This window comes from Gemmatimonadota bacterium (genome assembly GCA_016719105.1).
In the GTDB taxonomy this organism is placed as follows: Bacteria; Gemmatimonadota; Gemmatimonadetes; order Gemmatimonadales; family Gemmatimonadaceae; genus SCN-70-22.
In genome coordinates this window covers 105,945-128,943 of sequence record JADKAQ010000046.1, presented here as the reverse complement: position 1 = coordinate 128,943, position 22,999 = coordinate 105,945, and the positions used below count along the sequence as shown (strand labels likewise).

Sequence of the window (22,999 nt, the reverse complement as noted above, 5' to 3'; positions counted from 1 at the left end):
GATCAGAAGGTGCCGTCGCGTCGTTCGAAGCGGGTGGGCTTGCCTAACGTGCGGCCGCCGAGTCGCAGCCATTCGGCGACCCAGGCGGCGAGCGTGTGCCCGTCGATCTCGGGGAGGCCAACGAGCGACTGCGCACGGCGCGTGTCGCTGAGGAGGGCGTCGGGTGCTTCGGCGTTGGTGAACGTCGGCGTTCGCCCCAGCAGAAGCCCCAGCTCGAGCGCCAGCGCTCGCACCGACAGTCGCTCCGCCCCCGTGACATTGAGGACGAACGGCGGAGTGGCGGCCGCGGCGAGGGCGGCGAGGGCCATCGCGTTCGCATCACCCTGCCAGATGCAGTTCACGTAGCCCATCCCGAGGTCGACCGCCTCGTCGGCGAGGATGCGGCGCGCGAGGTCAACCAGGACGCCGTAGCGCAGGTCGACGGCGTAGTTCAGGCGGATGATGGTGACACGGGTCCCCCAGCGCGTGGCCGCATCCTCGAAGACGCGCTCGCGTCCCACGCACGATGCGGCGTACTCCCCAACGGGCGCGAGCGGATCGTCCTCGCGTGATCCGGTGCCGTCGACCGGGGAGAGCCCGTACACGTTGCCGGTGGAGAAGGCGACGATGCGTGCGTGCCGATAGCGACGGGCCACGTACGCGGGGACGACCGTGTTGGTCATCCAGGTGAGCGACGGGGCATCGCGCGTCCCGAATTTCTGCCCCGCCATGAAGACGACGTTCGGGGCGTCGGGGAGGGCGTCGACGGCGTCGGGGTCGAGCAGGTCGGCGCGCACGACCTCGATCCCCATGGCCTCAAGCCGGGCGGCATCCTTTGCGCTCCCCCATCGAGACACCGCGAAGATCCGGCGCCCGTCGCCCAGCGCATCGGCGGCGCGCCGCAGCATCGCCGTGAGCGACGGTCCCATCTTCCCTCCGGCCCCGACGACCACGACGTCGCCAGGCGAATGGCGCAGTGCCTCGACGACCGCCGCGTTGGGGCGGCTGAGTCGTTCCTCGAGTTCCTCCTCGGTCCGCGGAGCGGCGAGGGGGGCGGAAGGGACGGAGGCGGGTATCAAGCGGCTGGCGGTGCCTCCGACGGCGGGGCAGCCGGGGCCGGGGGGACGGCGGCGATGGGAGCGAGCGTCCCGTCGAAGCCGATCAGCTTGTGCGACGCATCGCAAAACGGCTTGCGCTTGGAGGCGCCGCATCGGCAGAGCGACACACCCTTGCCGGCGGGGAGGGGGATGGGGACCCCGTTGTGGTCGAGCAGTTGCAGGTTGGCGGCGTCCTCGGGGGTGATCCCCAGGGAGCCGTTCTCGCGAATCTTGATCGTAAAGGTCGACATCTTCGGTTCCTCGGCTCGCGCGCGGCGAGCGATCAGGGGCAGACGAGAGTGGGCCGGACCGTCGGTGCGCAGCGATCTGGTGGCCCGACGCGTTCAACAGGTCTTAACGGGATTTTCCTGAATTTTTCATGACTGACGCACTAATGTGCCTCGGTCATCGCACACTCCCGACCACCATTTGCACTCTCAACGATCGATGCGCGGGTATGGGTTCGTCGCGTTTGCGTGCGTCGCTGCAATTGTAGTCGCGCGCGGGGGCGGGGCGCAGGAGGCCAAGCGCGATAGCGCGGCCGCCGACGCCAGAACACGCTTGGGCACCGTGTCGGTGACGGCGGGGCGGGGGACGGCTACGGTCGGCAGCACTGCGGCACTCGTCGTCCCCCTCGACTCGCTGCACCTGTCGGCGTCGGCACCGCTCGACCGGGCGCTTCGGGAGATCCCGTTCCTCCTGACCCGGATCAATTCGCGCGGCGAGGCCGAGCTCTCGGTGCGCGGATCCGATTCGAGGCAGGCGGCGGTCCTGTTCGACGGGCTCCCGCTGAGCATCGGGTGGGACCATCGCTCCGATGCGTCGGTCTTTCCCACGACGGGCGTTGGCTCCGTCGTCGTGGTACGCGGGCTGAGCAGCCTGTTGCAGGGGCCCAATGCCATCGGCGGGGTCATCGACCTGGGACTTTCATCGTACCGGGGCGCGCAGACGGATGCGGGGCAGGTGGGACTGCGGCTGGGCGGCGATCAGGTGGGGGCGCGTGCCGTGCAGGGTGACGTCACCCGTCCGCTGTCGTTCGAGCGCGGGCGCCTGACGTTGCGGGCCGGTGGGGGCTATCGAGACGTTCCGGCCATGGCGCTCAGTCATGGGGTCTCCGACCAGTACACGCTGGACCGTGACGAGCGCGCGAACAGCGACGTGCGGCAGCGTGACGGCTTCGTCTCTGCGCGCTACCAGACGGTGGGCGGCGCGTGGATCGGCGCCAGCTACTCCGGCTACTCGCTCGAGCGCGGCGTGATGCCGGAGCTGCACATCGCCGCGCCCCGCTTCTGGCGTTACCCGGAGCAGACGCGATCGCTGGCCCTCGTCACGATGGGGACGGGGCGTCGCCATACGGCGATGGGATCGGGTGATGCCGAGTTGGTGGTGGGGACGAACCGATCGTACACGTCGATCGAGAGCTTCTCGACCGCGGCGTACGACTCGATCGTGGGGACCGAGACCGGCGACGAGCGGACGACCACGGCGCGCCTCACCGCCGATCATTCGCTGGGGCGAGGCGAAGTGCGCACCGCCGTGACGCTCGCCACCGTCGACTACGACGAGGGGTTGAACGGCGCCGTCCCCAACATCTACCGACAAAAGCTCTGGAGCAGCGCGCTCGAGGTGGAGCAGCCGCTGGTGGGGACGTTGCGCCTGACGGGGGGGGTGGCCCTCGACGCGAGCACCACCCCCAGGACTGCCGGGCGAGAATCGCTCGGGCGCCTGTCGGAGTGGGGAGGACGTCTCGGGCTCAGCACGCTCGCCTTTGGCGACCGCTGGCGGTTGCATGCGTCGCTCAACCGGCGGGCGCGCTTTGCCGCGCTGCGCGAGCTGTACTCGGGGGCGCTCAATCGCTTCCAGCCCAATCCCACGCTCCGTCCCGAGGTGCTCGTGGGAGGCGAGGTGGGTGCGACGCTCCTGGCGAGTGAATGGCAGCTGCAAGGGGTGGTCTTCCGACACGGGCTGTCCGATGCCATCGTCCGCACCACGCTCCCCAACCGCCGCTTCTATCGGGTGAACCGTGACGAGATCCGCAGCACCGGGCTGGAGCTCCTGGGCGGTTGGTCGCGTCGCGGTCTGCAGCTGTCGGCCGATGCGCTCGTGCAGCGCGTGCGCATCGCCGACCCGGCCGTGAGCGGCACGGAGCGAAAGCCGGAGAATCAGCCCGACTTGCGACTGGGCACTGATCTCTCCTTTCCGGTCGCCGGCTTTCGGCTCTCGGCCAACGTCGACCACGCCGGGCGGCAATACTGCGTGAACCCTGACACGGGGCGAAATCAGGCGATCGCGCGCCAGACCTGGACGGGGGCGGGGATCGAGCGCGGCTTCGCGATTGCGCGCGGCGGCGTCTTCTCGCGCCTCACCACATCGCTCGCGATCGACAACCTCACCGACGCGCCGGTCTTCGATCAGTGTGGCTTGCCTCAGGCTGGTCGGACGATTCGATTCGGCGTCGCCGTGCGCTGAGCCCGTCCTTCACCTTCCCTCGTCGATCGCACTCGTGGCACCTGCTTTCAATCCCCGACTCCTCTCGCGCAAGGCGCATCGCTGGGGGGCCATCGCCGTCGCGCTCCCCTTTCTCGTGGTGATCGCCACCGGGATCCTTCTGCAGCTCAAGAAGAACTGGAGCTGGGTGCAGCCGGTGGAGTCGCGGGGAAAGGGATCGGTGCCACAGGTCGAGTTCGCGCGACTGCTCAGCATCGCGCAGGCGGTCCCCGAGGCAGGGGTACGGAGCTGGGCCGACATCGACCGCATCGACGTGCGCCCCGGCAAGGGGATCCTCAAGATCACCAGCCAGTCGCGCTGGGAGCTGCAGGTGGATTCCGAGAGTGGCGCCGTCCTGCACAGCGCCTATCGGCGCTCTGACTGGTTGGAGTCGCTGCACGACGGCTCGTGGTTCCACCCACTGGCCAAGCTCTGGCTCTTTCTCCCGTCAGGCATCGTCGTCTTCGGCTTGTGGCTGACGGGGATCTACCTCTGGCTCCTCCCCTACCAGACCCGCCGCAAGCGCGCCACGCTCGCGGCGGCCGACGCCGCGGGGGAGGCCTCACGCTCGGGAGCCAGGCGCACGGCGGGATAGCGCGCGGGCCGAGCGGGGCGCGCGGAGTGCTACGCGCGCAGTTCGTCCGCCCGCCAGGCGGTGATTGCCTGCTTGATCGCCTTCGCGTCGGCAAACTCGCCGGAGCGCACGCGCCGGAACAGCGCCGGCAATTCTGCGTCCGAGGCAAAGCGCAGCGCCACGAACTCCCGACGCGAGAGCCGGCCGATCTCGCCATGCTCTGCCGCCGGGAGCAACCGCTGCAGCCGCAGCGTCTCCTCCAGCCGGATCAGCCGATCCTGCACCGTGAGGGCCTGCAGGCGACCGAGGCCGATCCCCAGCGCGATGGCGAACGCCAGGAGCACTCCCCACGCCGTCGACACCCCGGGGTCCTTGAACGCCGCGCGGAGCGCGACGATCAGGTTGATGAGCAGGAGCGGTGAGACGATGAAGTGATACGGGACCAGCCAGCGGGTGTGGTTGGCGTAGCTCTGGGACATGGGGCGAGGAGGGTGTGAGGACGGTGCGCATCGGGTGCGCGGTCGGTGTCCGCGCCGAGGCGCGGGCTCGGCGACGTGTCGTTAGGTCGTGCGCCCGGCTGCCTCGCGCGCATGGTACTTGAGGCGCGTGACGATCGCTTCGAGCCCCACCTCGCGCGTCCCCAGCCCGAGACTCTGCATCACGGTGCGGACGAAGTCGGCGGGGATGGCCAGCGTCGTCGCGGGCGGTTCGCCGTTGACCGCGCCGAACACGATGCTCAGGAAGGCCGCGACCGTCGGCGACTGGCGCGCGTTGATGTCGGCGTAGAAGTGCAGCGTCCCGTCCCGGAACTCGGGAAAGAGGCGCATCGGGGTCTGGCACTCGGGTACGGTATAGCCGTCGTCAGGGAGCGATTGGAAGCGCTCGGGGAGCGGCTCGAGCTTTCGAGCGTACGACACGAGCGCCGCCATCTTCTCCTCGCGCCCGAGCGAGGCGAAGCGACGAAGGACCTGCTCGATGCGGGGCGGCACGGCCGGGGACGGTGACGTCATGCGGGGGAAGCCTAACCGAGCGCCTTCGCATTGCCAGTGTCACCGCGGGCCACGAAAGGGCTGGCACCATCCGGTGCGATCGTGGATTGTACCGGAGTCGCGACCTGCGACGCAGCACCGACGCACCACCCACGCATCACCCACACGCTCACTCATCGAAACCATGCCAACTCGTCATGCATCTGCGACCTGGGAAGGCGGCCTGCGCGGCGGCAAGGGCACCTTCTCCGGCGAATCGGGGACCATCGGCGGCAACTACGCCTTCAGCACGCGCTTCGGCGACGACAAGGGCTCCAACCCCGAGGAACTGCTCGCCGCAGCCGAGGCAGCCTGCTACAGCATGGCGCTGAGCGCGCAGCTCGAGGGGCGCGGCACCCCCGCCACCAAGGTGGAAACCAGCGCCGCCTGCACCGTGGAGAAGGTGGGCGATGCCTTCACCGTCACCACGATGAAGCTGACCGTGCGCGCCACCGTCCCGGGGATCTCCAACGACGACTTCCAGTCGGTGGCCGCTGCGACCAAGGACGGCTGTCCGATCTCCAAGGCCATCAAGGGGAACGTCGCGATCCACCTCGACGCCCAGCTCGCCTGACGGGCGCGCGGCGGCGGTGGGTGGCGAGCGTCGCTCTGCCAGCGACGCTCCTCCCTCCGCCGCCCGCGACTCCCCCCTCGAGAGCGCCCGGCCGAGGCTCAGCGCTTGACGAGGTCGTTGAAGAGCGCCGCCACGCCCACCGTCACGGCCACTCGACGGACGTTGCGCGCCTGCAGCGTCTGCACCTCCACCTGCATCGCGCGTCGCCCGCTCGCCCCCACCCGGACCCGTGCGCCGACGGCGGCGAGGAGGCCGAAGTTGTTGGAGTTGTACCTCGTGTCGATCGCCAACGAGCCGAAACTACTCGAGAGAACGTGGACCCCGACGCCCGTCGCCAGGTACGGCGCGAATTGGGCCGACGGCGACGTGGCGTGAAAGGCGAGCGCGAGGTGCGCCGAGAGGTCGCGAAAGACGTTGCGATACGTGCGTTCCTCGCTCGCGACCGTCTCCTCGTGTGGCAGGGTCAGGAGATACGTCGCGTCGGCAACGAGTCGGATGCGGCGGGACGTGAGATATCCGAAGTCGACCGTGCCGCCGAGCTGTCCGGCATGGAAGCCATGCTGGATGCTCGCCCACCCGCCGTGCATCGTCACAGCGCCGATGGCCGCGAGGCCGAGGTTGCTGGAGGGCGGCGGTGGCAGCGAATCGCCCTGCGCGGCGGCGATGCGCGGGGCGATCGGGACGGTACAGAGGAGAACCGCGAGCACTCGTCGCGGCGCAAAGCGGTGGAACATTCGTCGTCAGGCGGTCGAAGTGGCACCACTGGCGTGCGAGCAGGGTAAGGTAGCCACCACGACTCCCCGCCGCGCGCGTCCCGCGTGACGACGGGCGGGGCGCGTCGGTCCTAACGCATGAAGTGCCGAACCGCGCGGACCAGACCGACGTGACACGGCGGCGCGATGGTCGGGAGCTTTCCGGGGGGATGACGGTGTTGACACAACGCATCGGACTGCGCGCGGCCCTTTTAGCAGGGGCGGTCGCCCTCACGCTCGGCGTGGGGGGATGGGCGCTCGTGCGTGCGCGTACGCCGCGTCGGCAGACCGACATCGCCCGTGAGTTCACACAAGGCGCGCAGTGGGCCGATTCGGTCGAGCGGCTGCTCGTCCGCCAGTCGCCCGCCGAGATGACGACCGGGGCGGTGATCTCGGCGCTCTACCTCGAGCGACTGCGGTTGGGGGTGGGGAGCCCGTTCCGCCTCATCGACTACGCGCTGCGCGATCCGCTCGTGGCCAAGGAGTCGCGGCACCGGTTGGCCGAGGCGATCCTCGCACGCACGAGCGTTGGGGCGGCCTTCGCCACTCCGCCTGAGGCACTCGACCTCATCGCGCCGCGTCCCGCTCGCGACATCGGGCGGGCGCACCGGCAGTTCATGGAGTCGGTGATGCAGGAGGCGGAATCGCCACGCGCGGCGGAACTGGCGTTGCGCCTGGCGTACACGGTGGGAACCGCCTCGGGGGTGGTGTCGCACCGGGCGTCGGCGGTCGCGCTGGGGGCGATTGCCCAGGCGCGCGACCGGACGCTGGCGATGCGCGATGCCCACGCGCTGCTCGCCGAGGCACGACGCGAGCGCGTGGACCCGGTGCAACTCGTCTCGGCGTGGCGCGCCGACCGTCGGTTCACGGTGGAGGCCCCGCTTGCCGATCCGCCGACGCCGGCCGACGAGCAGGCGGCGGTGCGACTCCTGCCGCGGCTCGTCGAGCAGTTGGGGCACCTGGCGCCAGCGCCGCTCCGCTCCGCGACCGCCCGTTCGTTAGGCGGTGCGGCCAGCGTGGCCGCCGTCGAGGTCGTCGCCCGCCGGGGGGCGCCGCCGCAAGCGCCCATCACGGTGACCATGGGCGGCTACGCGTCGTTTGTCGCCGGCGCGGCGGGACACGCAGAGGCGCGGCGAGCCCGCGCACACTTCGTCGCGCGGTCGCGGAACGAGGAATCGATGGTGGCCGAGCTGGCGCGGCTTCGCGCGGTGGCAGGCCCCTCCAGCGAGAGCGCCATGGCCGTGCTCAGCGCGTCGGTGGCGATGCGGGCGTATGCACAGGAGCGCGCGTGGTTCCCGGGCGACCAGGGGCCGGGCGTGCTGCTGCAGAGCCGGCTCGGACTGGCCGCGTTGACGTTCGATGCCCGCATGCCGGGCAGCTGGCGCCCGTATTACCTGCGCATGCTGGACGAAGTGGTCAGCGACCTCACGACGGTCTTTCCGTCGCTCGACCTGCGCGGGCTGAGCATTCGTTTCGGCGACTCGCCCTTGGCCGATCGCGCCCTGGCGTTGCACGATCCGGGGTCGCGCACGATCTACTTCCCGCTGGCGACGAGCGCGGGCGCGATGGCGCACGAGTTGGCGCACGACCTCGACTGGCAGGCGGCGCGTCGCCGATACGGTGTGCGTGGTGGCTATCGCACCGATCGCTCGGTGCGCCAGTTCCCCGACCAGTTCTCGGCGACGGTGCGTCGCCTGGCGAGCGCGGCGCGCCCGCGACGCGAAACGCTGTCGTCACCCGTGCAGGCAGACCGTCCCACGGAGGCGTTCGCTCGAGGTGTCGACTGGTTCGTGGCCGCGGCGCTGGCGCATCGCGGGCGGCTGAACGGCTACCTCACCTCGGTGCAGGATGCGATGATCACCGGCTATGCGTCGGCGACCGCGCCGCGCGGTGGGACGAGCGAGGGTGATGTCACGCTCGACGCGCTGCGGGAGATTGCGGTGGTCGATCCGGCGATCTTCGCGTGGTACGACACCACGTACGGTAGCGGCCGACGGCTCGGGGTGACCGATGCGGCGCGCCGCGCGCTCGTGGCCCCGCTGGCGCGCCTGGACCTGCGCTACGGGAGTGCGCAGGGGATCGATGCCTTCCTGGTGTCGTCGCGCGACCTCCGTGCCGCCTCCGAGGTCTCGGCCGGGTGGGGCTGCCTGCTGCCTGCGTCGACGGAGCCGGGCGCGGGACCGGTGGCGGTACGTTCGGCGATGACTATCGCCGCGACCGCGCGTGCGCGCGGGTTGGTGGGGCGCTGGGGCGACTACGCGCGCAGCGTTCCCACGGCGTCGGTCCGCTTTCGCGCATTGGCGGGGGCGCCGTGGCACCCGGCCATCCGCGACTCGGTGGAGCGAGAGGTGCGCGACGCCATTCTCTGGCGCGCCGCGCGTCCGGACGACGGGCGCGTAGGGGTCGACTTCGCCGAACGCGCGGAGCGCCGCGCCGCGTGGGACCGCTGCGCCAGGGGGCGCTGAGTCGCGTGCACCCGCGGGTGCTGGTGCCCGCGGCCACCGGCGCCGGCCGGCGCGTCACCTAACCCGCTGCTGCATCTCCGCCGACGCGCGTCGCGTCCGTCACGGGCGCGGCATCAGTCGTGGTGTGGATCACCCGGCGCGTCGGGAAGGCGAACTGGATCCCTTCGGCATTGAAGCGCTGCAGCAGTTCGAGGTTGACCTGCTGTTGCGTGTCCATGTAGATGAGGTAGTCGTTCGTCGTCACGAAGTAGACCACCTCGAACTCCAGCGACGAGTCCATGTAACGCGCGAAGTGCGCGCGGTCGAAGCGCGTGTGCGGGATCGCCTCGACGATCGCCTTGACCATGGCGGGAATCCGGGCCACGAGGTCGGGCGGCGTGTCGTAGGTGATCCCGATGTTGAAGAGGACGCGCCGTTGCTCCATGCGCTTGAGATTGCGCACGCGTGACTTGAGCAGGTCGGCGTTGGAGAAGATGATCTGTTCGCCCCCCACGGCACGCACGCGCGTCGTCTTGAGCCCGATGTTCTCGACCGTCCCGGTGGCCGTGTCGACGGCGATGGTGTCGCCCACATCGAACGGTTTGTCGAGGACGATGGAGAGGGCGGCGAAGACGTCGCCGAGGATGTTCTGCACGGCGAGGGCGATGGCGATGCCGCCGACCCCGAGCCCCGTGATGAGCGCGGAGATGTCGAAGTCCCAGACGTTCTTGAGCGCGAGCAGGGCGACGACGGTCCATAGCACGCCGCGGGCGATGACACCGATCGCCTTGAGGGTGGCGGAGGTCGCCTGCTCATCGCCCGTACGCGAGCGCGACCACTTGCGCAGCCAGAAGGCGATGAGCCCGTTGCCCCACACGGCCAGCTGCAGCAGGACGGCGATGCTGGTGACGTCCTGGATGGCCTCCCGGGCAATCGCCGGCAGATCGAGCGCGGGGGAACCGGCGCGAATCGCGAGCGCCAGGATGAAATAGAAGCGCGTCCGCTTGAGGAGATCGGAGGCCACGTCGTCGAGTTCGGTCTCGGTGCGCAGCGCGAGGGCGGCGAGTCGTCGGCCGACGAGGTGCTTGATGGCGTACAGGGCGAGACCGACCGCGACGGCGATGAGCGCCGCGGTCAGCCAGGCGTCGAGCGGATTGCCGAGGAACTGGCGATCGAGAGCGGCGAGAGACTGGGGCATCGGCAGGGCGGCGAGGACCGGGCGTCGGGAATTGCGCGCGGTGGTTTCGTTTCCACTCGGCGCGTGGTGATGGCGCAGGCGCAAGGCGCCTGCTGAAATCGATACCACCGGGCGAACAACGCGGTGCCTCCAATTCTAGCCGATGATCATCGGCACCGGCATGCGCATGTCGAGGACGCGCGCGCGCGAGGCGTGCGCGCGGGCGCGTGGCACGGCCGCCGCTCGACTTGTCATCGGCCCGATGAACGATTGGTCCTCCGGTCCTATGTCACGAGCCCTTCATCCCTTTCTTTCGAAATCCGTCCGGGGGCGATTGACCCGCCGAGGTCGCACGGCGATTGTATGCAATCTTCCATGCACCAAACGCGGTGCCGCGGCCCCCGAAGTGCCCCCGCTTCGACCGCGGACTCGCGAGCTGGTGGTGGAAGCGTAGTTCTGGCCGCTTTCCTTCCGCATCGGAGGCCCCATGCACAGATCTCGTTCACCAGGCGCATCTCGCGCACGCACGTGGTTGTTGGCGATTGCCGCCGTGCTCACTCCGACACTCGCGCAGGCCCAGGGGACGGGCATGCTCAGTGGTGTCGTCACCGATCGCGCCTCGGGCGCGCCGATCAACGGCGCGCGCGTGCAGGTTGTGGGCGAAGCCTCGCTCGGCGCCAATTCGGATGACAACGGGCGTTACTTCGTCCGCGGCATTCCGACGGGACAGCGCACCGTGCGCGTGACGCGCATCGGTTTCCGTCCGGAAGCGCAGACCGTGACCATCGCGGCAAACGATACGTTGAAGCTGAACTTCGCCATCGCGGCGTCGGCGGTCGAACTGCAGCAGGTCGTCGTCACCGGGACCGGTGGCGCCGTCGAGAAGCGAAAGATGGGCGCTTCGATCGGCACGATGGACGTGGCGGCGCAACAGGACATCATGCCGGTCACGAACTTCACGCAAGTGCTGGCCAACAAGGTCACCGGCGTGCGCTCGGTCGGCGTGGGCGGTGGTGTAGGCGGCGGACAGGACCTCCGCATTCGCGGTGTGTCCTCCTTCTCGCTCAACCAGCGTCCCGTCATCTATATCGACGGTGTGCGCGTCGACTCGCGCGGGACCGAGTGGACCACGGCGACGGGCATGGCGGCGACCGCCTGCTGCTCGTTCTCCGGTGGCAACTCGGCCGACCGCTTGAGTGACCTCAATCCGAACGACATCGAGCGTGTCGAGGTGCTCAAGGGCGCCGCGGCCGCGACGCTGTATGGATCAGAAGCCACCAACGGCGTCATCCAGGTCTTCACCAAGAAGGGCCGTGGTGAAGGACGCACGCAGTGGAACCTCGGGCTGGGCACTGGCTACAACCGCCTACGCGAGAACCTGCCGACCAAGACCTTCCCCCGCTTTACCGGGCCGGATGGAACGCGCGCGAAGGACGCCAACGGCCTCATCGAGAACGGGCCATTCAGCTCCTTCGACGTCAGCGGACAGGGCGGGACGACGCGCTCGACGTATTTCGTGTCGGCGTTAGGCTCCAAGGAAGTGGGTTCGATCCAGCCCAACGACCAGGTGAAGGGGAACCTGCGCGCCAATGTCACCTTCGTCCCCACCGACAAGTGGACGGTCGAAGTGCGCTCGGCGTACACCCGCAACGTCATCAACGAGTTGCAGGCCGGCAACAACTGGACGGCGTTGTTAGGCAACGCGATGAACGGCAACCCACGCACCGCGTCGGCTACGCGGCCCTACGGCGAGGCCTGGGTGCCGGTGAAGGACATCCAGTCGATGGAGACCAAGAGCGACGCCGACCGCTGGACCGGCGGCGTGACGCTCTCGTACGCCTTCAACCCGAACTTCACGCATCGCGTCATCCTTGGCACCGACGCCGTGAACGAGCAGAAGTCGCGCTTCTTCCCGTATGCCGGCCTCTTTGGCCCGGCCGGCGTGACCAACGGGCAGCGCAACATCGGGCTTCGCAACTATCGCACGACGACGGTCGACTACCTCGGGACGCTCAACTACAAGCTCCCGTTCAACGTTGAGTCGAACCTCTCGTTCGGCGGGCAGGGCTTCTGGGAGTCACAGCGGCTCAACATTGCCGTCGGCAACAACTTCCCGGGCCCGGGTGTCTCGACCGTGGCGGCTGCCGCGCTGACCTCCGGCGGGGAGGCGTTCACCGAGATAATCAACCTCGGCCTCCTGGCGCAGAACCGCTTTGCCTGGAACGATCGCCTCTTTGTCACGCTCGGCTTGCGCATGGACGGCAATTCGGCATTCGGCGCTGACTACGGCTTCCAGAAGTACCCCAAGGCCGACGTGTCGTACGATCTGTCCAAGCACGAGGGGTTGCTGCCGAACGTGTTCAGCGCGTTTCGCGTTCGCGGAGCCATCGGCAAGGCGGGGAAGATGCCTGGGCCGTTCGACTCGTTCCAGAGCTACGGGTCGCAGCCGGTCTATGAGAGCGTCCCCGGGATCGTGCCGCTCAATCCCGGCAACGTGAATCTCAGGCCTGAGCTCACGACCGAGCGCGAGTTCGGCTTCGAGCTGGGCCTGTGGCAGGATCGTGTGGGTATCGAGGCATCGCAGTACTACTCGAAGACCGAGGACGCCATCGTTCCGAAGTTTTTCGCCCCGTCGCAGGGCTTCAATCAGGCGCAGCGAGTGAACATCGGCGCCATGGAGAATCGCGGATGGGAGGCGTCGATCAAGTATCTCGTGATCAGTCGCGCGAAGTTCGACTGGACGACCGGTATCAACGCCGATGGCAACAAGAACAAGGTTCTCGACCTGGGCGGTGTCACTCTCGCCGGCAACGCGGTGCGCGTGGGCTACCCTGTACAGGGTGTGTGGGGCCAGAAGCCGAACGGCTATAGCGTGGTGACGACCGGCGCCAACTGCGGCGGGCTGGCGCCCGTGAATAGCTATGGCTGCCCGACGACGACGCGGACCACGGCGCAGGAGTACTTTGGCCCGCCGCTGCCGACGTTCAACGGCTCGTGGTCGAACACCATTCGCTATAAGTCGCTGTCGCTTTACGGCCTGCTTTCCATGGAGCGCGGCGCCTGGTTCAACAACGGCGACCGTCCGTATCGCATCCGTCAGGGTGGTTCCGACGAGTACCTCGGCGCGCTCGGCCCGAATGGCGAGCGGACGTTCAAGTCGGACTCGATCTTCCAGTGGTCGTCGATCCTCACGCACTTCGACAAGCGCGACAATGTCCGTATCCGCGAGTTGTCGCTCACGTGGCAGGTGCCGGAGCGCCTCAGCACGATGTTGAAGACGGGGCGCACCAGCGTCTCGCTCGCCGGGCAGAACCTGATGTGGTGGGACGACTGCAACTGCGTCGATCCCAACATGAACTGGGCCGGCGCCGATTCGTTCACGATCGGTTCAGGCTTCCTGGCGCAGCCGTCGCCCCGCCAGTACCGACTCCAGATTCGCACGAGGTTCTAACCATGACACCCATGATTCGCTTCAGACAGTTGGGCCGTCTCCTGACGGCAGCGGTCCTGGCGGCCGGGTGCAGCGGCGTCTTCGACGTGGAAGATCCGCAGGCGTTCGGTGACGGGGACCTGAATGACCCGGTGATCATCAAGAACGTCGCCGATGGCGCCGAAGGGTCGCTGCAGCAGTCGATCGACGACGTGGTCGTGATGAACTCGCTGCTCGGCGACGAGGTGGAGTCCACGTCGACGTGGGTCGAGTGGGAAGACATCTCGGAAGGGCGCCTGCGTGGCGACTGGCCCACGACCGGGACGTTCTCCGGGCCGCAGGATGCCGTGCTTCGAGCCCGATACGCCGCGCAGGCGGCGTCGGATCGCATCAAGACGGTCCTGGGAGCGTCGGCCAACACAAGCCCGTTGCTCACGCAGGTCTCGTGGGTGGACGGCTTCGCCGATCTCTTTCTGGGCATGTCTTTCTGCGAAGGCCCGCTCACGCAGGGCGGTGCGCGGTCGCCCAACACGGCCTTCTTCCCGCAGGCCGTGACGAAATTGACGGCGGCGCTCACGCTGGCCAACGGACTCCCGGCGGCCGATCAGGCTGTCTGGGTGCCGACGATCCGGGCGAGCCGTGCACGAGCCAATCTGTACGCAGGGAACTACGACGCGGCGCTCGCCGACGCACAGGCCGTTCCCGCGGGCTTCGTGAAGAACGCGGTGTATGCCGATGCCGAGGCAGTACGACAGAGCTGGACTGGCAACCAGTTCCACCAGAACCGCAACCGGTCCGGTGGACTTCGCCGCATGTACCACACGCGCGTGCTGGGGACATTCGGTGCGACGTACAGCACCGGCTACCTCGCCGACTGGTTCGATGCGGCCAAGCCGGATCCGCGCATGGCCGTGACGCGCAAGACGGGTGAACTCGGCGTCAACAATCGCTTCGCGTACTTCGGCATCACCAAGTACAGCGATCGCGGAGCCGATCAACCGATGGTGAGCGCCAGGGAAATGGACCTCATTGCCGCCGAGGTCTACATGCGGAAGGGTGACTACACGAGCATGGCTGCGAAGCTCAACGGGTCGCGCACCTCCGTGGGACTCGCGGCGATCCCCGTGCCGACCACGGCGGCCGCGGCGCAGAACGCGCTGCTCAACGAGCGTCTGGCCGTGCTGTTCGTGGAAGGTTTCCGTGCGTACGACCTGCACCGCTTCAACCTGGTGGGAACGGTACTGGGAACAGGGCGCGCCACGATGCTCCCGCTGTCGCGGAACGAGATCCTGGCGAATCCGAGCATGAAGGATGGGGAAGCGACCTGCCCGAAGATCTCCTGATTCCAGGGTGGGACTTGGACGGGGAACGAGCGGCGACGCTCCGTTCCCCGTCGCACCATCCGCCCCGTGGTCGGAAGGACACAACCGATGAATGCAGCTGACGACAACGATCTGGCCGCGGGACGTGTGCGGCCGAGCACTCCCGGCGCGGCGCACGATGCGTGCACACGCCGGGAGTTCGTGCGCGTGCTGGGCGTATCCGTGGCCGTTCTCGCGATCGGCACCGAGGGATGCGGGGGCGACGGGGGCGGGGTGATCGCGCCGCCTACTTCGTTAGGCATGGTGGAAGGGATCGTCACCGACGTGCAGGGGGCGCCGCAGGGGAACTTCGGAACCCTCATCCTCATGTATCCCAACGGACAACATGTGGGACAGACGGTCACCCCCGATGCGAGCGGCAAGTTCAAGTTCACCGACATGCCGGCGGGTGACTATCAGGTGCGCTTTCAGGCGGCGGGACAGGCGATCGTCCCCGAGCCGTACCAGCATCCCATGAAGTTCACGGTGCAGGCGGGAAAGGCGACGCAGCTCACCGTGCGCATCCAGCGCGGCACCTTCGCCCAGAATCAGGTCGAGATCTACTGCGGCGATGACTTCTACCAGCTCCAGCCCGACGGCGCCGAGAACGGCGAGACGGTGGTGAAGCTGGGGACGATCGTCTGCTGGTACAACGTGGGGCTCAAGATCCACACGGTGACCGGCGGCCCGTGGAACGACTCCGGCGACCTGCAGAAGACGCAGTCGTACATCTGGGTGGCGACGATCCCTGGGTTGCACGCCTACCAGTGCAAGTACAATCAACCCGCGATGCGGGCGACCCTCCGCGTCGTCCCGTAGCGCACCAAAGAGGTACCCGGCGCGCGCGGCAACGGAGCGCGGCGCCGTCGCGTAGTGGCATTGCCCTCACTCGGAGACACCCCCATGCCCCCCAGAGTCGTCCGACTCGCCGTGCCGGCGCTCCTGCTCGTCGCGGGACCGCTCGCGGCGCAGGTCACCTACTCTCGTGCCGAGCAGTTGCTCAACTGGAACACCGATCGCCTGATGAGCGGCGACCAGGTGCAGCCGCAGTGGCTCAAGGACGGCAACCGTTTCTGGTACCGCAACAAGACGGCGAACGGGGCCGAGTTCGTCCTCATCGACCCCGTGGTCAATGCGCGGCGCCTCCTGTTCGACCACGTGAAGCTGGCGCAGGCGATGACGACCGCCGCCGATACGGCGTTCGACGGGAACAAGCTTCCGTTCGCGACCTTCCGCTTCGGCAACGACGGCGACAACGAGAACGAGATCGAGTTCAGCGCGGTGCGCAAGCGGTTCTCGTGCAACATCACCACCTACAAGTGCGTGGCCGGGGACACGTTGCCGAGCGAGGTGCCGTTTGTGGCGTCGCCCGACAAGAAGCTCGAGGCCTTCATTTCGTAGCACAACGTGTGGGTGCGAAACCGGGCCACCAAGAAGGACTCGGTACAGCTCACGACGGATGGCGTGGCGTACAACAGCTACGGCACGACCATGCCGCGACCCAGCCAGCTCCAGCGCCCGCAGCCGCAGCGCCCGCAACTCCGCTGGTCGCCTGATAGCAGGAAGCTCGCGGTGATGCGGCAGGACGAGCGCTACGTCGAGCACATGCACTACATCTCGTATACGCCGCAGCGCCCCAAGCACTACTCGCAGCCCTACGCGCTCCCCGGCGATTCGGCGGTGCCGTATCCGCGCGTGCACATCGTGGACGTGGCGAGCAAGGCCAACGTGGTCGCCCAGCTCCCCGTGCGTCCGAACAACCTCTCGCTCGGCGGCTCGGTCCGTGACTCGGCATGGGCCGAGAACTCGCAAAAGGTGCACCTCTCGTGGCTGATGCGCGGTTCCAAGGCTGCCTACCTCGCCGAAGTCGACGCGTCGACCGGGGCCACGCGCATCGTCGCCCGCGACACCGGCAAGACGTATGTGGAGATCTCGAATCCGCAGGATCCGGGGTCGTTCTATGTGACGAAGGACCTGAAGGACGCGTTCTGGTGGTCCGAGCGCGACGGTTGGGGACACCTGTACCGCTTTGACGGGGCCGGGGTCGCGAATGTCGCAGCGTCGGATGGCGACGGTGGCATGTCGCTCGCTCCCGAGCCCAAGGCGCAGCTCACGAGCGGTCCGTGGCAGGTGGGGCAGATCTCGTATGTCGATGAAACGGCGAAACAGGTCTATTTCACCGGGCGTGGTCGCGACGGCTTCCTCTACTATCCCAAGCTGTATCGCACCAGCTACGACGGCGCGGGGCTTACGCTCCTGACGCCCGAAGATGGGCACCACGTGATCAGCTTCAGCCCGAGCGGGAAGTACTTCGTCGACACGTACTCACGCGTCGAGAGCGCACCGGTGGCGGTGCTACGCAACGCGACAACCGGCGCGATCATTCGCAAGCTGGAGGAAGGGGACGTGTCGCGCCTGAAGGGGATCGGCTGGCGTCCGGCGCAGGTCTTCAGCGTCAAGGCGCGTGACGGTGTCACCGACATCTATGGCCTGCTGTACCTCCCGCCCAACATCGACTCGACGAAGAAGTACCCGATCATCTCGCACATCTACCCGGGGCCGCAGGTTGGCTCGGTTGGGGCGTGGAACTTCAAGAACGGCGGTGAGCCCATGGCGCTTGCCGAGTTGGGCTTCGTCGTGATCCAGCTCGATCACCTCGGCACGCCGCTCCGTTCCAAGGTCTTCCACGACAACTACTACGGCAACTTTGGTGACAACGGCCTCCCCGATCACATCACGGCCATCAAACAGTTAGGGGCGAAGTACTCGTTCATCGACACCGACAAGGTGGGGATCTTCGGCCACTCGGGCGGCGGTTTTGCCTCGACCGACGCGATGTTCCGCTATCCCGACTTCTTCAAGGTGGCGGTGAGCGGCGCCGGCAACCACGACAACCGCACGTACAACATCTACTGGGCCGAGAAGTACCAGGGGCTCATGAAGAAGGACACGCTGCGCAAGACCGACAACTTCGAGACGTCGGCCAACAAGACGATGGCGAAGAACCTGAAGGGGAAGTTGCTCCTGATGCACGGCGACATGGACGACAACGTGCACCCGGCCAACACCGTGCAGGTGATCGACGAGTTGATCAAGGCCAACAAGGCGTTCGAGACGGTGTGGGCGCCCAACCGGAACCACGGGCTCAACGAGCCGTACTTCATCCGCCGTCGCTGGGACTACTTCGTCCAGCACCTGCTGGGGCTCACCCCGCCCGACAACTACGAGATCAAGCAGCCGGACGATCCGTGGAGCCGCGGGCAGGGCGGGCAGGGACCGGCGTGGGATGACTTCGACGACGGATTCCCGTACTGGAAGCCGTTCCTGATCTCCTGGTAAGACGGCGAAAGACGGGAAGACGGGAAGACGGGAAGACGAGACGCATGTCCCTGCGAAGGCTGGGGACGAGTGGGGGCCCCGGGGAGCGCGAGCTGTCCGGGGTTTCCCATTGGGGTTCGGTGCATCGGTCGTGCCTTACGACGAAGTGTCGGGTGCCAGACCACCACGAAGTTCCGTGCAGTGCCTGACGAGTTCCTCCACTCCATTCCCACCATGCCACATCGTACTCCACGCCTGACGCCTGGCATCGCCCTGGTCATCGCAGCGCTGGCGACGGCCGGGGTGCCGCACCGCGCGACTGCACAACCCACTCGCGGCGACTACGCGCGGGCCGAGCAGCTCCTCCCCTGGAACGTGCAGGACCTCATCGTCGACGATGCCGTGCGACCGCGGTGGCTGCCAGGCGATCGTTTCTGGTACCGCAATCGCAGCGCGAAGGGGTGGGAGTTCCTCGTGGTCGATATGGCGACTGGCGTCAGGCGCCCTGCCTTTGACCACGTGCGCCTGGCCTCCGCGCTTTCGCTGGCGGCCGACACCACGTACGACGCCACCAAGCTCCCCTTCCAGGGCATTGCCTGGGTCGACGGTGAGCGCGCGATACGCTTCAGCGTCGCGCGAAAGAGGAGCTGGACGTGCGATGTGACGACCTATGCGTGCACGGGGCCTGACACGCTTCCCGTCGATCGACCGAACGAGGTGAAGTCGCCGGACGGGAAGTGGGTCGCCTTCGAGCGCGGCGGAAACCTGTTCGTGCGCGCGATCGCCGGTGGGGAGGAGCGGCAGTTCACCACGGATGGGAATGGCGACTGGGGATACGGGCTCGCGAACATCGGCTGCTGCACGCAGGTGACGGTGACGCGCAATCGCACGGAGCTTCGCCCCATCCTGTCGTGGTCGCCCGACTCGAAGCGCCTGGTGACGACGAAGTTCGACCAGCGGAACGTGCGGCTGATGCACCTGCTGGAGACGAAGAATCCCGGCCCGGTGCTGCACTCCTATCGTTATGCATTGCCCGGGGATTCGGTGATCCCGCGCTTCGACCTGCACGTCTTCGACGTCACGTCGGGGAAGGGGGTCAAGATCGGCTGGCCGACGATGGATGCGGTGAACACGACGTGTTGCTGGTTCACGACCGACACGGTGCTGAAGGACGTGAAGTGGGGGCCGACGGGCGACCGGCTCTTCTTCACGGCTCCCAAGCGCGGCAACCATGAACTCACGCTGGTGAGCGCCGATCCATCGTCAGGTTCGGCGCGCGCGATCCTCAAGGAGAGCGGCAAGACCTACGTCGAGACCAACCAGTTCTCCGGCGGCGTCCCCAACTGGCGACCGCTCGCCGGCGGCAACGAGGTCGTGTGGTGGTCGGAGCGAGACGGGTGGGGGCACCTCTACCTGGTCGACGCTTCGACCGGTGCGATCAAGCACCGCATCACGAGTGGCGACTGGCTGGTCGCCGACCTGCTGTGGATCGACGAGACGATGCGGTGGGCCTACTTCACGGCGGTCGGACGCGAGCCTGGGCGCGACCCGTACTTTCGCCACCTGTATCGCGCCAAACTCGATGGGTCGGCGGTGCAGCTCCTGACCCCCGAGGACGCGGACCATGACATCAGCGTTGCGCCTGGCGGGAAGTTCGTGGTGGATAACGTGGCCCGTCCCGACCAGCCGTCGGTGACGATCCTGCGCCGCATCGATGGCACGGTGGTCAAGCAGCTGCAAGCGGCCGACATCTCCCGCCTGGTGGCGGCGGGGTGGCGTCCCCCGCAGTCGTTCACCGCGCGGGCGCGCGACGGGGTGACCGAGCTGCGCGGGTTGCTCTGGCGCCCCCGGCACGTCGATTCGACGACACGCCATCCCATCATCGACTACATCTACCCGGGACCGCAGGTGGGGTCGGTCGGCTCGCGGCAGTTTGCCGGGCGCTCGGCCAGCAACGGGGCCGCGCTCTCCGAACTCGGCTTCTACGTCGTGCAGGTCGATGCCATGGGGACGCCCGGGCGTTCGAAGCCGTTCCACGACGCGTACTACGGCAACATGACCGACAACGGGATCCCCGACCAGGTGACGGCGATCAAGCAGCTCGCCGGCCGCATCCCGCAGATCGACCTCGACAAGGTTGGGATCTTCGGGCACTCGGGCGGGGGATTCTCGTCGACCGACGCCATCCTCACGTACCCGGATTTCTTCAAGGTGGCGGTGTCGAGCGCCGGGAATCACGACAACCGGAGCTACGACTTCACGTGGGGGGAGAAGTACCAGGGGTTGCTCAAGAAGTTGAGTGACAGCACCGACTCGTTCGATTCGCAATCCAACTGGCGAAAGGCGAAGAACCTGCAGGGGCGGCTGTTGCTGGCCTATGGAACGCTCGACGACAACGTGCATCCCGTGGCGACGCAGCTCGTCATTGACGAGTTGATCAAGGCCAACAAGGACTTCGACCTGTTGGTGATGCCCAACCGCAACCACGGTTTCGCGGGGGAGCCCTACATGGTGCGGCGGACGTGGGACTACTTCGTGCGGAACCTGATGGGAGCGGAGCCTCCGGCGGGGTTCGAGATCAAGCGTCCCACGCCGTAGGGGCGGAAGGGGAGAGGGCGGGATGACGGGAAGAACGCGAGGGCTCGCCGGGGAGGAACGCCGGGCCCTCGCGCGCTTGCGTCGCCGTCCCGGTCTGGCTCGAAGGGCCCGGGGTCGGCAGGTCGGGAGAACCGACCGGCGCTCGTGGGCGTATACTCTCAGGAACCGGATGGCCGCTGCCGTACTACATCCGATTGCCGCCACGATGCGGCGTCCCCCTCTCCTTCTCACCCGTCGGCCCCCTCATGCTGATTCGCATCACGCCCGAGCACCCGATTCGCTCCTCCGAGATCACGAGCGAAGCGCAGTACGAGAATCGGCGTCAGTTCCTCAAGGAGGCGGGGCTGATCGGCCTCGGAGTGGCGGGGATGGCGCTGGGGGCCACGCGGGCGGGGGCGCAGCCGGCGCAGCAGGGGACCACGATCGGCGGAGCGGAGCTCAAGCCGGAGCTGACGCCGTGGGAGGACGTGACGACCTACAACAACTTCTACGAGTTCGGTACCGACAAGGCCGACCCGGCGGAGAACGCGAAGAAGTTCAAGGCCAAGCCGTGGACGGTGAAGGTCGAGGGGATGGTGGCCAAGCCGGGGAGCTACAACCTCGACGACTTCCTCAAGCCGCATAAGCTCGAGGAGCGCATCTATCGGCACCGGTGCGTGGAGGCGTGGTCGATGGTGATCCCGTGGCTGGGCTTTCCCATGGCCGACTTCGTGAAGCGGATGCAGCCGTTAGGCTCGGCGAAGTACGTCGAGTTCACCACCCTGCTCGATCCGCAGCAGATGCCGGGGCAGCGCTCGCCGGTACTGGAGTGGCCCTACGTCGAGGGGCTGCGCATGGACGAAGCGATGAACCCGCTGACCCTGTTTGCCGTCGGGGTGTACGGGAAGATGCTGCCCAACCAGAACGGGGCGCCGCTGCGCCACGTGATCCCCTGGAAGTACGGCTTCAAGAGCTGCAAGTCGATCGTGAAGATCCGCTTCACGGATACGATGCCGAGGACGGCGTGGAGCGTGGCGAATCCCAGCGAGTACGGCTTCTTCGCCAACGTGAATCCCGAGGTCGATCATCCGCGCTGGTCGCAGGGCAAGGAGCGCCGCATCGGGGAGTTCCGCCGTCGTGACACGTTGATGTTCAACGGGTACGCGCAGCAGGTGGCGTCGATGTACAGCGGGATGGACCTGCGGAAGTCGTACTAGGGTGCCGGCGACGGCGTGGCGCGTTCGGCTGGCGCGAGGCGGGCAGCGAAGGGGGAAGCGAGGGGGGCGGTGGGCATGGCGGCGGGTGCCGACCCCTGGCGTGACGTTGCCGAGTCGAGGTGGTCGTGACGTCGGCTGACGTGACGCGGGGGGCCCCCCCCAATGAACACGATAGCCCGGCCCGACGCGGGGGGCGTGATCGAAAGCGTGCGGACCGTAGCAAATCGCCGCGTTGGCTCCCGGCGCTCGTCTTCGCGCTCGCGCTCGTCCCGTTCGTCTACGTGGCGGGAGCCATCGCCAGCGACTTCTTCCAGGGGACGCGCTATCTGGGCTCCAACCCCATCAAGGAGGCGGAGCACTTCACCGGGAAGTGGGCGCTTCGATTCCTGGCGCTGTCGCTTGCCGTGACCCCGGCCGTGCGGCTCCTCGAGAAGGGCTGGTTGATCCGCTACCGCCGGACGCTGGGGCTCTTCGCCTTCTTCTACGCATGCACGCACCTGGCGATCTACGGCGTGCTCGACGTCGAGCTGACGTGGAGTGACATGATCGAGGACGTGGCGAAGCGCCTCTACATCACCATCGGGATGACGGCGCTGGCGCTCATGCTTCCACTCGCCGTGACGTCCACCAAGGGGTGGATCCGGCGCCTGGGGAATCGGCGGTGGAACGCGCTGCACCGAGCGGTCTACGCCAGCGCCGTGCTGGGGCTTGTGCACTACTGGATGTCGGTGAAGAAGGACATCACGGAGCCCGCCATCTTCGGGATCGTCTTCGCGCTCCTGCTCGGATGGCGGGTCTGGGCGTCCCGGAGCGGGCGGAAGGTGTCTCGCGATTCGGTACAGCAAGAGGATCTCTAACTATCGCGTTGATGGCGCCACGAATACCTGTTAGTGGCGCCATTCATGTCGGTCACGTGAGCGAAACTGTTGCCTGCAGCCGAGCTAGAAGCGCCGGTACAATCCGCTTCAACGGCCCATTCCGAAG

At 67.6% G+C, this 22,999-nt stretch carries 18 protein-coding genes; 12 read left to right on the top strand and 6 right to left on the bottom strand.

The window, feature by feature from the left end:
- Positions 1–2: 2 nt before the first annotated feature.
- Both IPN47_24770 and IPN47_24765 read right to left on the bottom strand, forming a co-directional pair.
- Positions 3–1,058 carry an NAD-dependent epimerase/dehydratase family protein gene (locus tag IPN47_24770; protein MBK9411189.1) on the bottom strand — a complete coding sequence of 352 codons (1,056 nt, stop codon included), beginning with the start codon at positions 1,056–1,058 and terminating at the stop codon, positions 3–5.
- A complete protein-coding gene (locus tag IPN47_24765) occupies positions 1,055–1,327 on the bottom strand; it encodes a CDGSH iron-sulfur domain-containing protein (GenBank protein ID MBK9411188.1) in 273 nt (90 codons plus the stop codon). Before IPN47_24765 ends, IPN47_24770 begins: the two co-directional genes overlap by 4 nt.
- Before the next feature lie 196 nt (positions 1,328–1,523).
- On the opposite strand from IPN47_24765, the gene IPN47_24760 reads away from it, so the two are divergent.
- Positions 1,524–3,545, top strand: a complete 2,022-nt coding sequence (locus IPN47_24760) for a TonB-dependent receptor (GenBank protein ID MBK9411187.1) — start codon at positions 1,524–1,526, stop codon at positions 3,543–3,545.
- Between the two features lie 34 nt (positions 3,546–3,579).
- Positions 3,580–4,158: a PepSY domain-containing protein gene (locus tag IPN47_24755; GenBank protein ID MBK9411186.1), complete on the top strand. Its 579-nt coding sequence runs from the start codon at positions 3,580–3,582 to the stop codon at positions 4,156–4,158.
- Positions 4,159–4,187: 29 nt separating this feature from the next.
- Here the strand turns inward: IPN47_24755 and IPN47_24750 are convergent, their stop codons facing one another.
- Both IPN47_24750 and IPN47_24745 read right to left on the bottom strand, forming a co-directional pair.
- Positions 4,188–4,616 (bottom strand): hypothetical protein, encoded by a 429-nt coding sequence (locus IPN47_24750; protein MBK9411185.1) that lies wholly within the window; start codon positions 4,614–4,616, stop codon positions 4,188–4,190.
- A gap of 81 nt (positions 4,617–4,697) precedes the next feature.
- Positions 4,698–5,147: a SufE family protein gene (locus IPN47_24745; protein ID MBK9411184.1), complete on the bottom strand. Its 450-nt coding sequence runs from the start codon at positions 5,145–5,147 to the stop codon at positions 4,698–4,700.
- Between the two features lie 163 nt (positions 5,148–5,310).
- Here IPN47_24745 and IPN47_24740 point away from each other — a divergent pair, with 163 nt between their 5' ends.
- A complete protein-coding gene (locus IPN47_24740; protein MBK9411183.1) occupies positions 5,311–5,739 on the top strand; it encodes an OsmC family peroxiredoxin in 429 nt (142 codons plus the stop codon).
- A gap of 98 nt (positions 5,740–5,837) precedes the next feature.
- Here IPN47_24740 and IPN47_24735 read toward each other — a convergent pair whose 3' ends face one another.
- Entirely contained in the window at positions 5,838–6,473 is a 636-nt protein-coding gene (locus IPN47_24735; protein ID MBK9411182.1) for a hypothetical protein, read from the bottom strand.
- Positions 6,474–6,661: 188 nt separating this feature from the next.
- Between IPN47_24735 and IPN47_24730 the strand changes: the two genes are divergently transcribed.
- Positions 6,662–8,956 (top strand): hypothetical protein, encoded by a 2,295-nt coding sequence (locus tag IPN47_24730; GenBank protein MBK9411181.1) that lies wholly within the window; start codon positions 6,662–6,664, stop codon positions 8,954–8,956.
- Between the two features lie 58 nt (positions 8,957–9,014).
- Here IPN47_24730 and IPN47_24725 read toward each other — a convergent pair whose 3' ends face one another.
- Positions 9,015–10,133: a mechanosensitive ion channel family protein gene (locus IPN47_24725; protein MBK9411180.1), complete on the bottom strand. Its 1,119-nt coding sequence runs from the start codon at positions 10,131–10,133 to the stop codon at positions 9,015–9,017.
- 529 nt (positions 10,134–10,662) lie between these two features.
- On the opposite strand from IPN47_24725, the gene IPN47_24720 reads away from it, so the two are divergent.
- The 8 genes from IPN47_24720 (at position 10,663) to IPN47_24685 (ending at position 22,872) form a co-directional block, all read left to right on the top strand.
- Positions 10,663–13,563: a TonB-dependent receptor gene (locus IPN47_24720; GenBank protein MBK9411179.1), complete on the top strand. Its 2,901-nt coding sequence runs from the start codon at positions 10,663–10,665 to the stop codon at positions 13,561–13,563.
- Positions 13,564–13,574: 11 nt separating this feature from the next.
- The gene (locus IPN47_24715; GenBank protein ID MBK9411178.1) at positions 13,575–14,885 is read left to right on the top strand and encodes a RagB/SusD family nutrient uptake outer membrane protein; all 1,311 of its coding nucleotides are present in this window, start codon (positions 13,575–13,577) and stop codon (positions 14,883–14,885) included.
- An 87-nt stretch (positions 14,886–14,972) separates the two neighbouring features.
- Positions 14,973–15,722, top strand: coding sequence for a carboxypeptidase regulatory-like domain-containing protein (locus IPN47_24710; protein ID MBK9411177.1), 750 nt, complete (start codon positions 14,973–14,975; stop codon positions 15,720–15,722).
- 84 nt (positions 15,723–15,806) lie between these two features.
- Entirely contained in the window at positions 15,807–16,304 is a 498-nt protein-coding gene (locus tag IPN47_24705; GenBank protein MBK9411176.1) for a hypothetical protein, read from the top strand.
- A 12-nt stretch (positions 16,305–16,316) separates the two neighbouring features.
- Positions 16,317–18,242 (top strand): DPP IV N-terminal domain-containing protein, encoded by a 1,926-nt coding sequence (locus tag IPN47_24700; protein MBK9411175.1) that lies wholly within the window; start codon positions 16,317–16,319, stop codon positions 18,240–18,242.
- Between the two features lie 213 nt (positions 18,243–18,455).
- A complete protein-coding gene (locus IPN47_24695) occupies positions 18,456–20,819 on the top strand; it encodes a DPP IV N-terminal domain-containing protein (GenBank protein MBK9411174.1) in 2,364 nt (787 codons plus the stop codon).
- A 245-nt stretch (positions 20,820–21,064) separates the two neighbouring features.
- Positions 21,065–22,015: a protein-methionine-sulfoxide reductase catalytic subunit MsrP gene (msrP, locus tag IPN47_24690; GenBank protein ID MBK9411173.1), complete on the top strand. Its 951-nt coding sequence runs from the start codon at positions 21,065–21,067 to the stop codon at positions 22,013–22,015.
- Between the two features lie 140 nt (positions 22,016–22,155).
- A complete protein-coding gene (locus tag IPN47_24685; GenBank protein ID MBK9411172.1) occupies positions 22,156–22,872 on the top strand; it encodes a sulfoxide reductase heme-binding subunit YedZ in 717 nt (238 codons plus the stop codon).
- Positions 22,873–22,999: the final 127 nt, after the last annotated feature.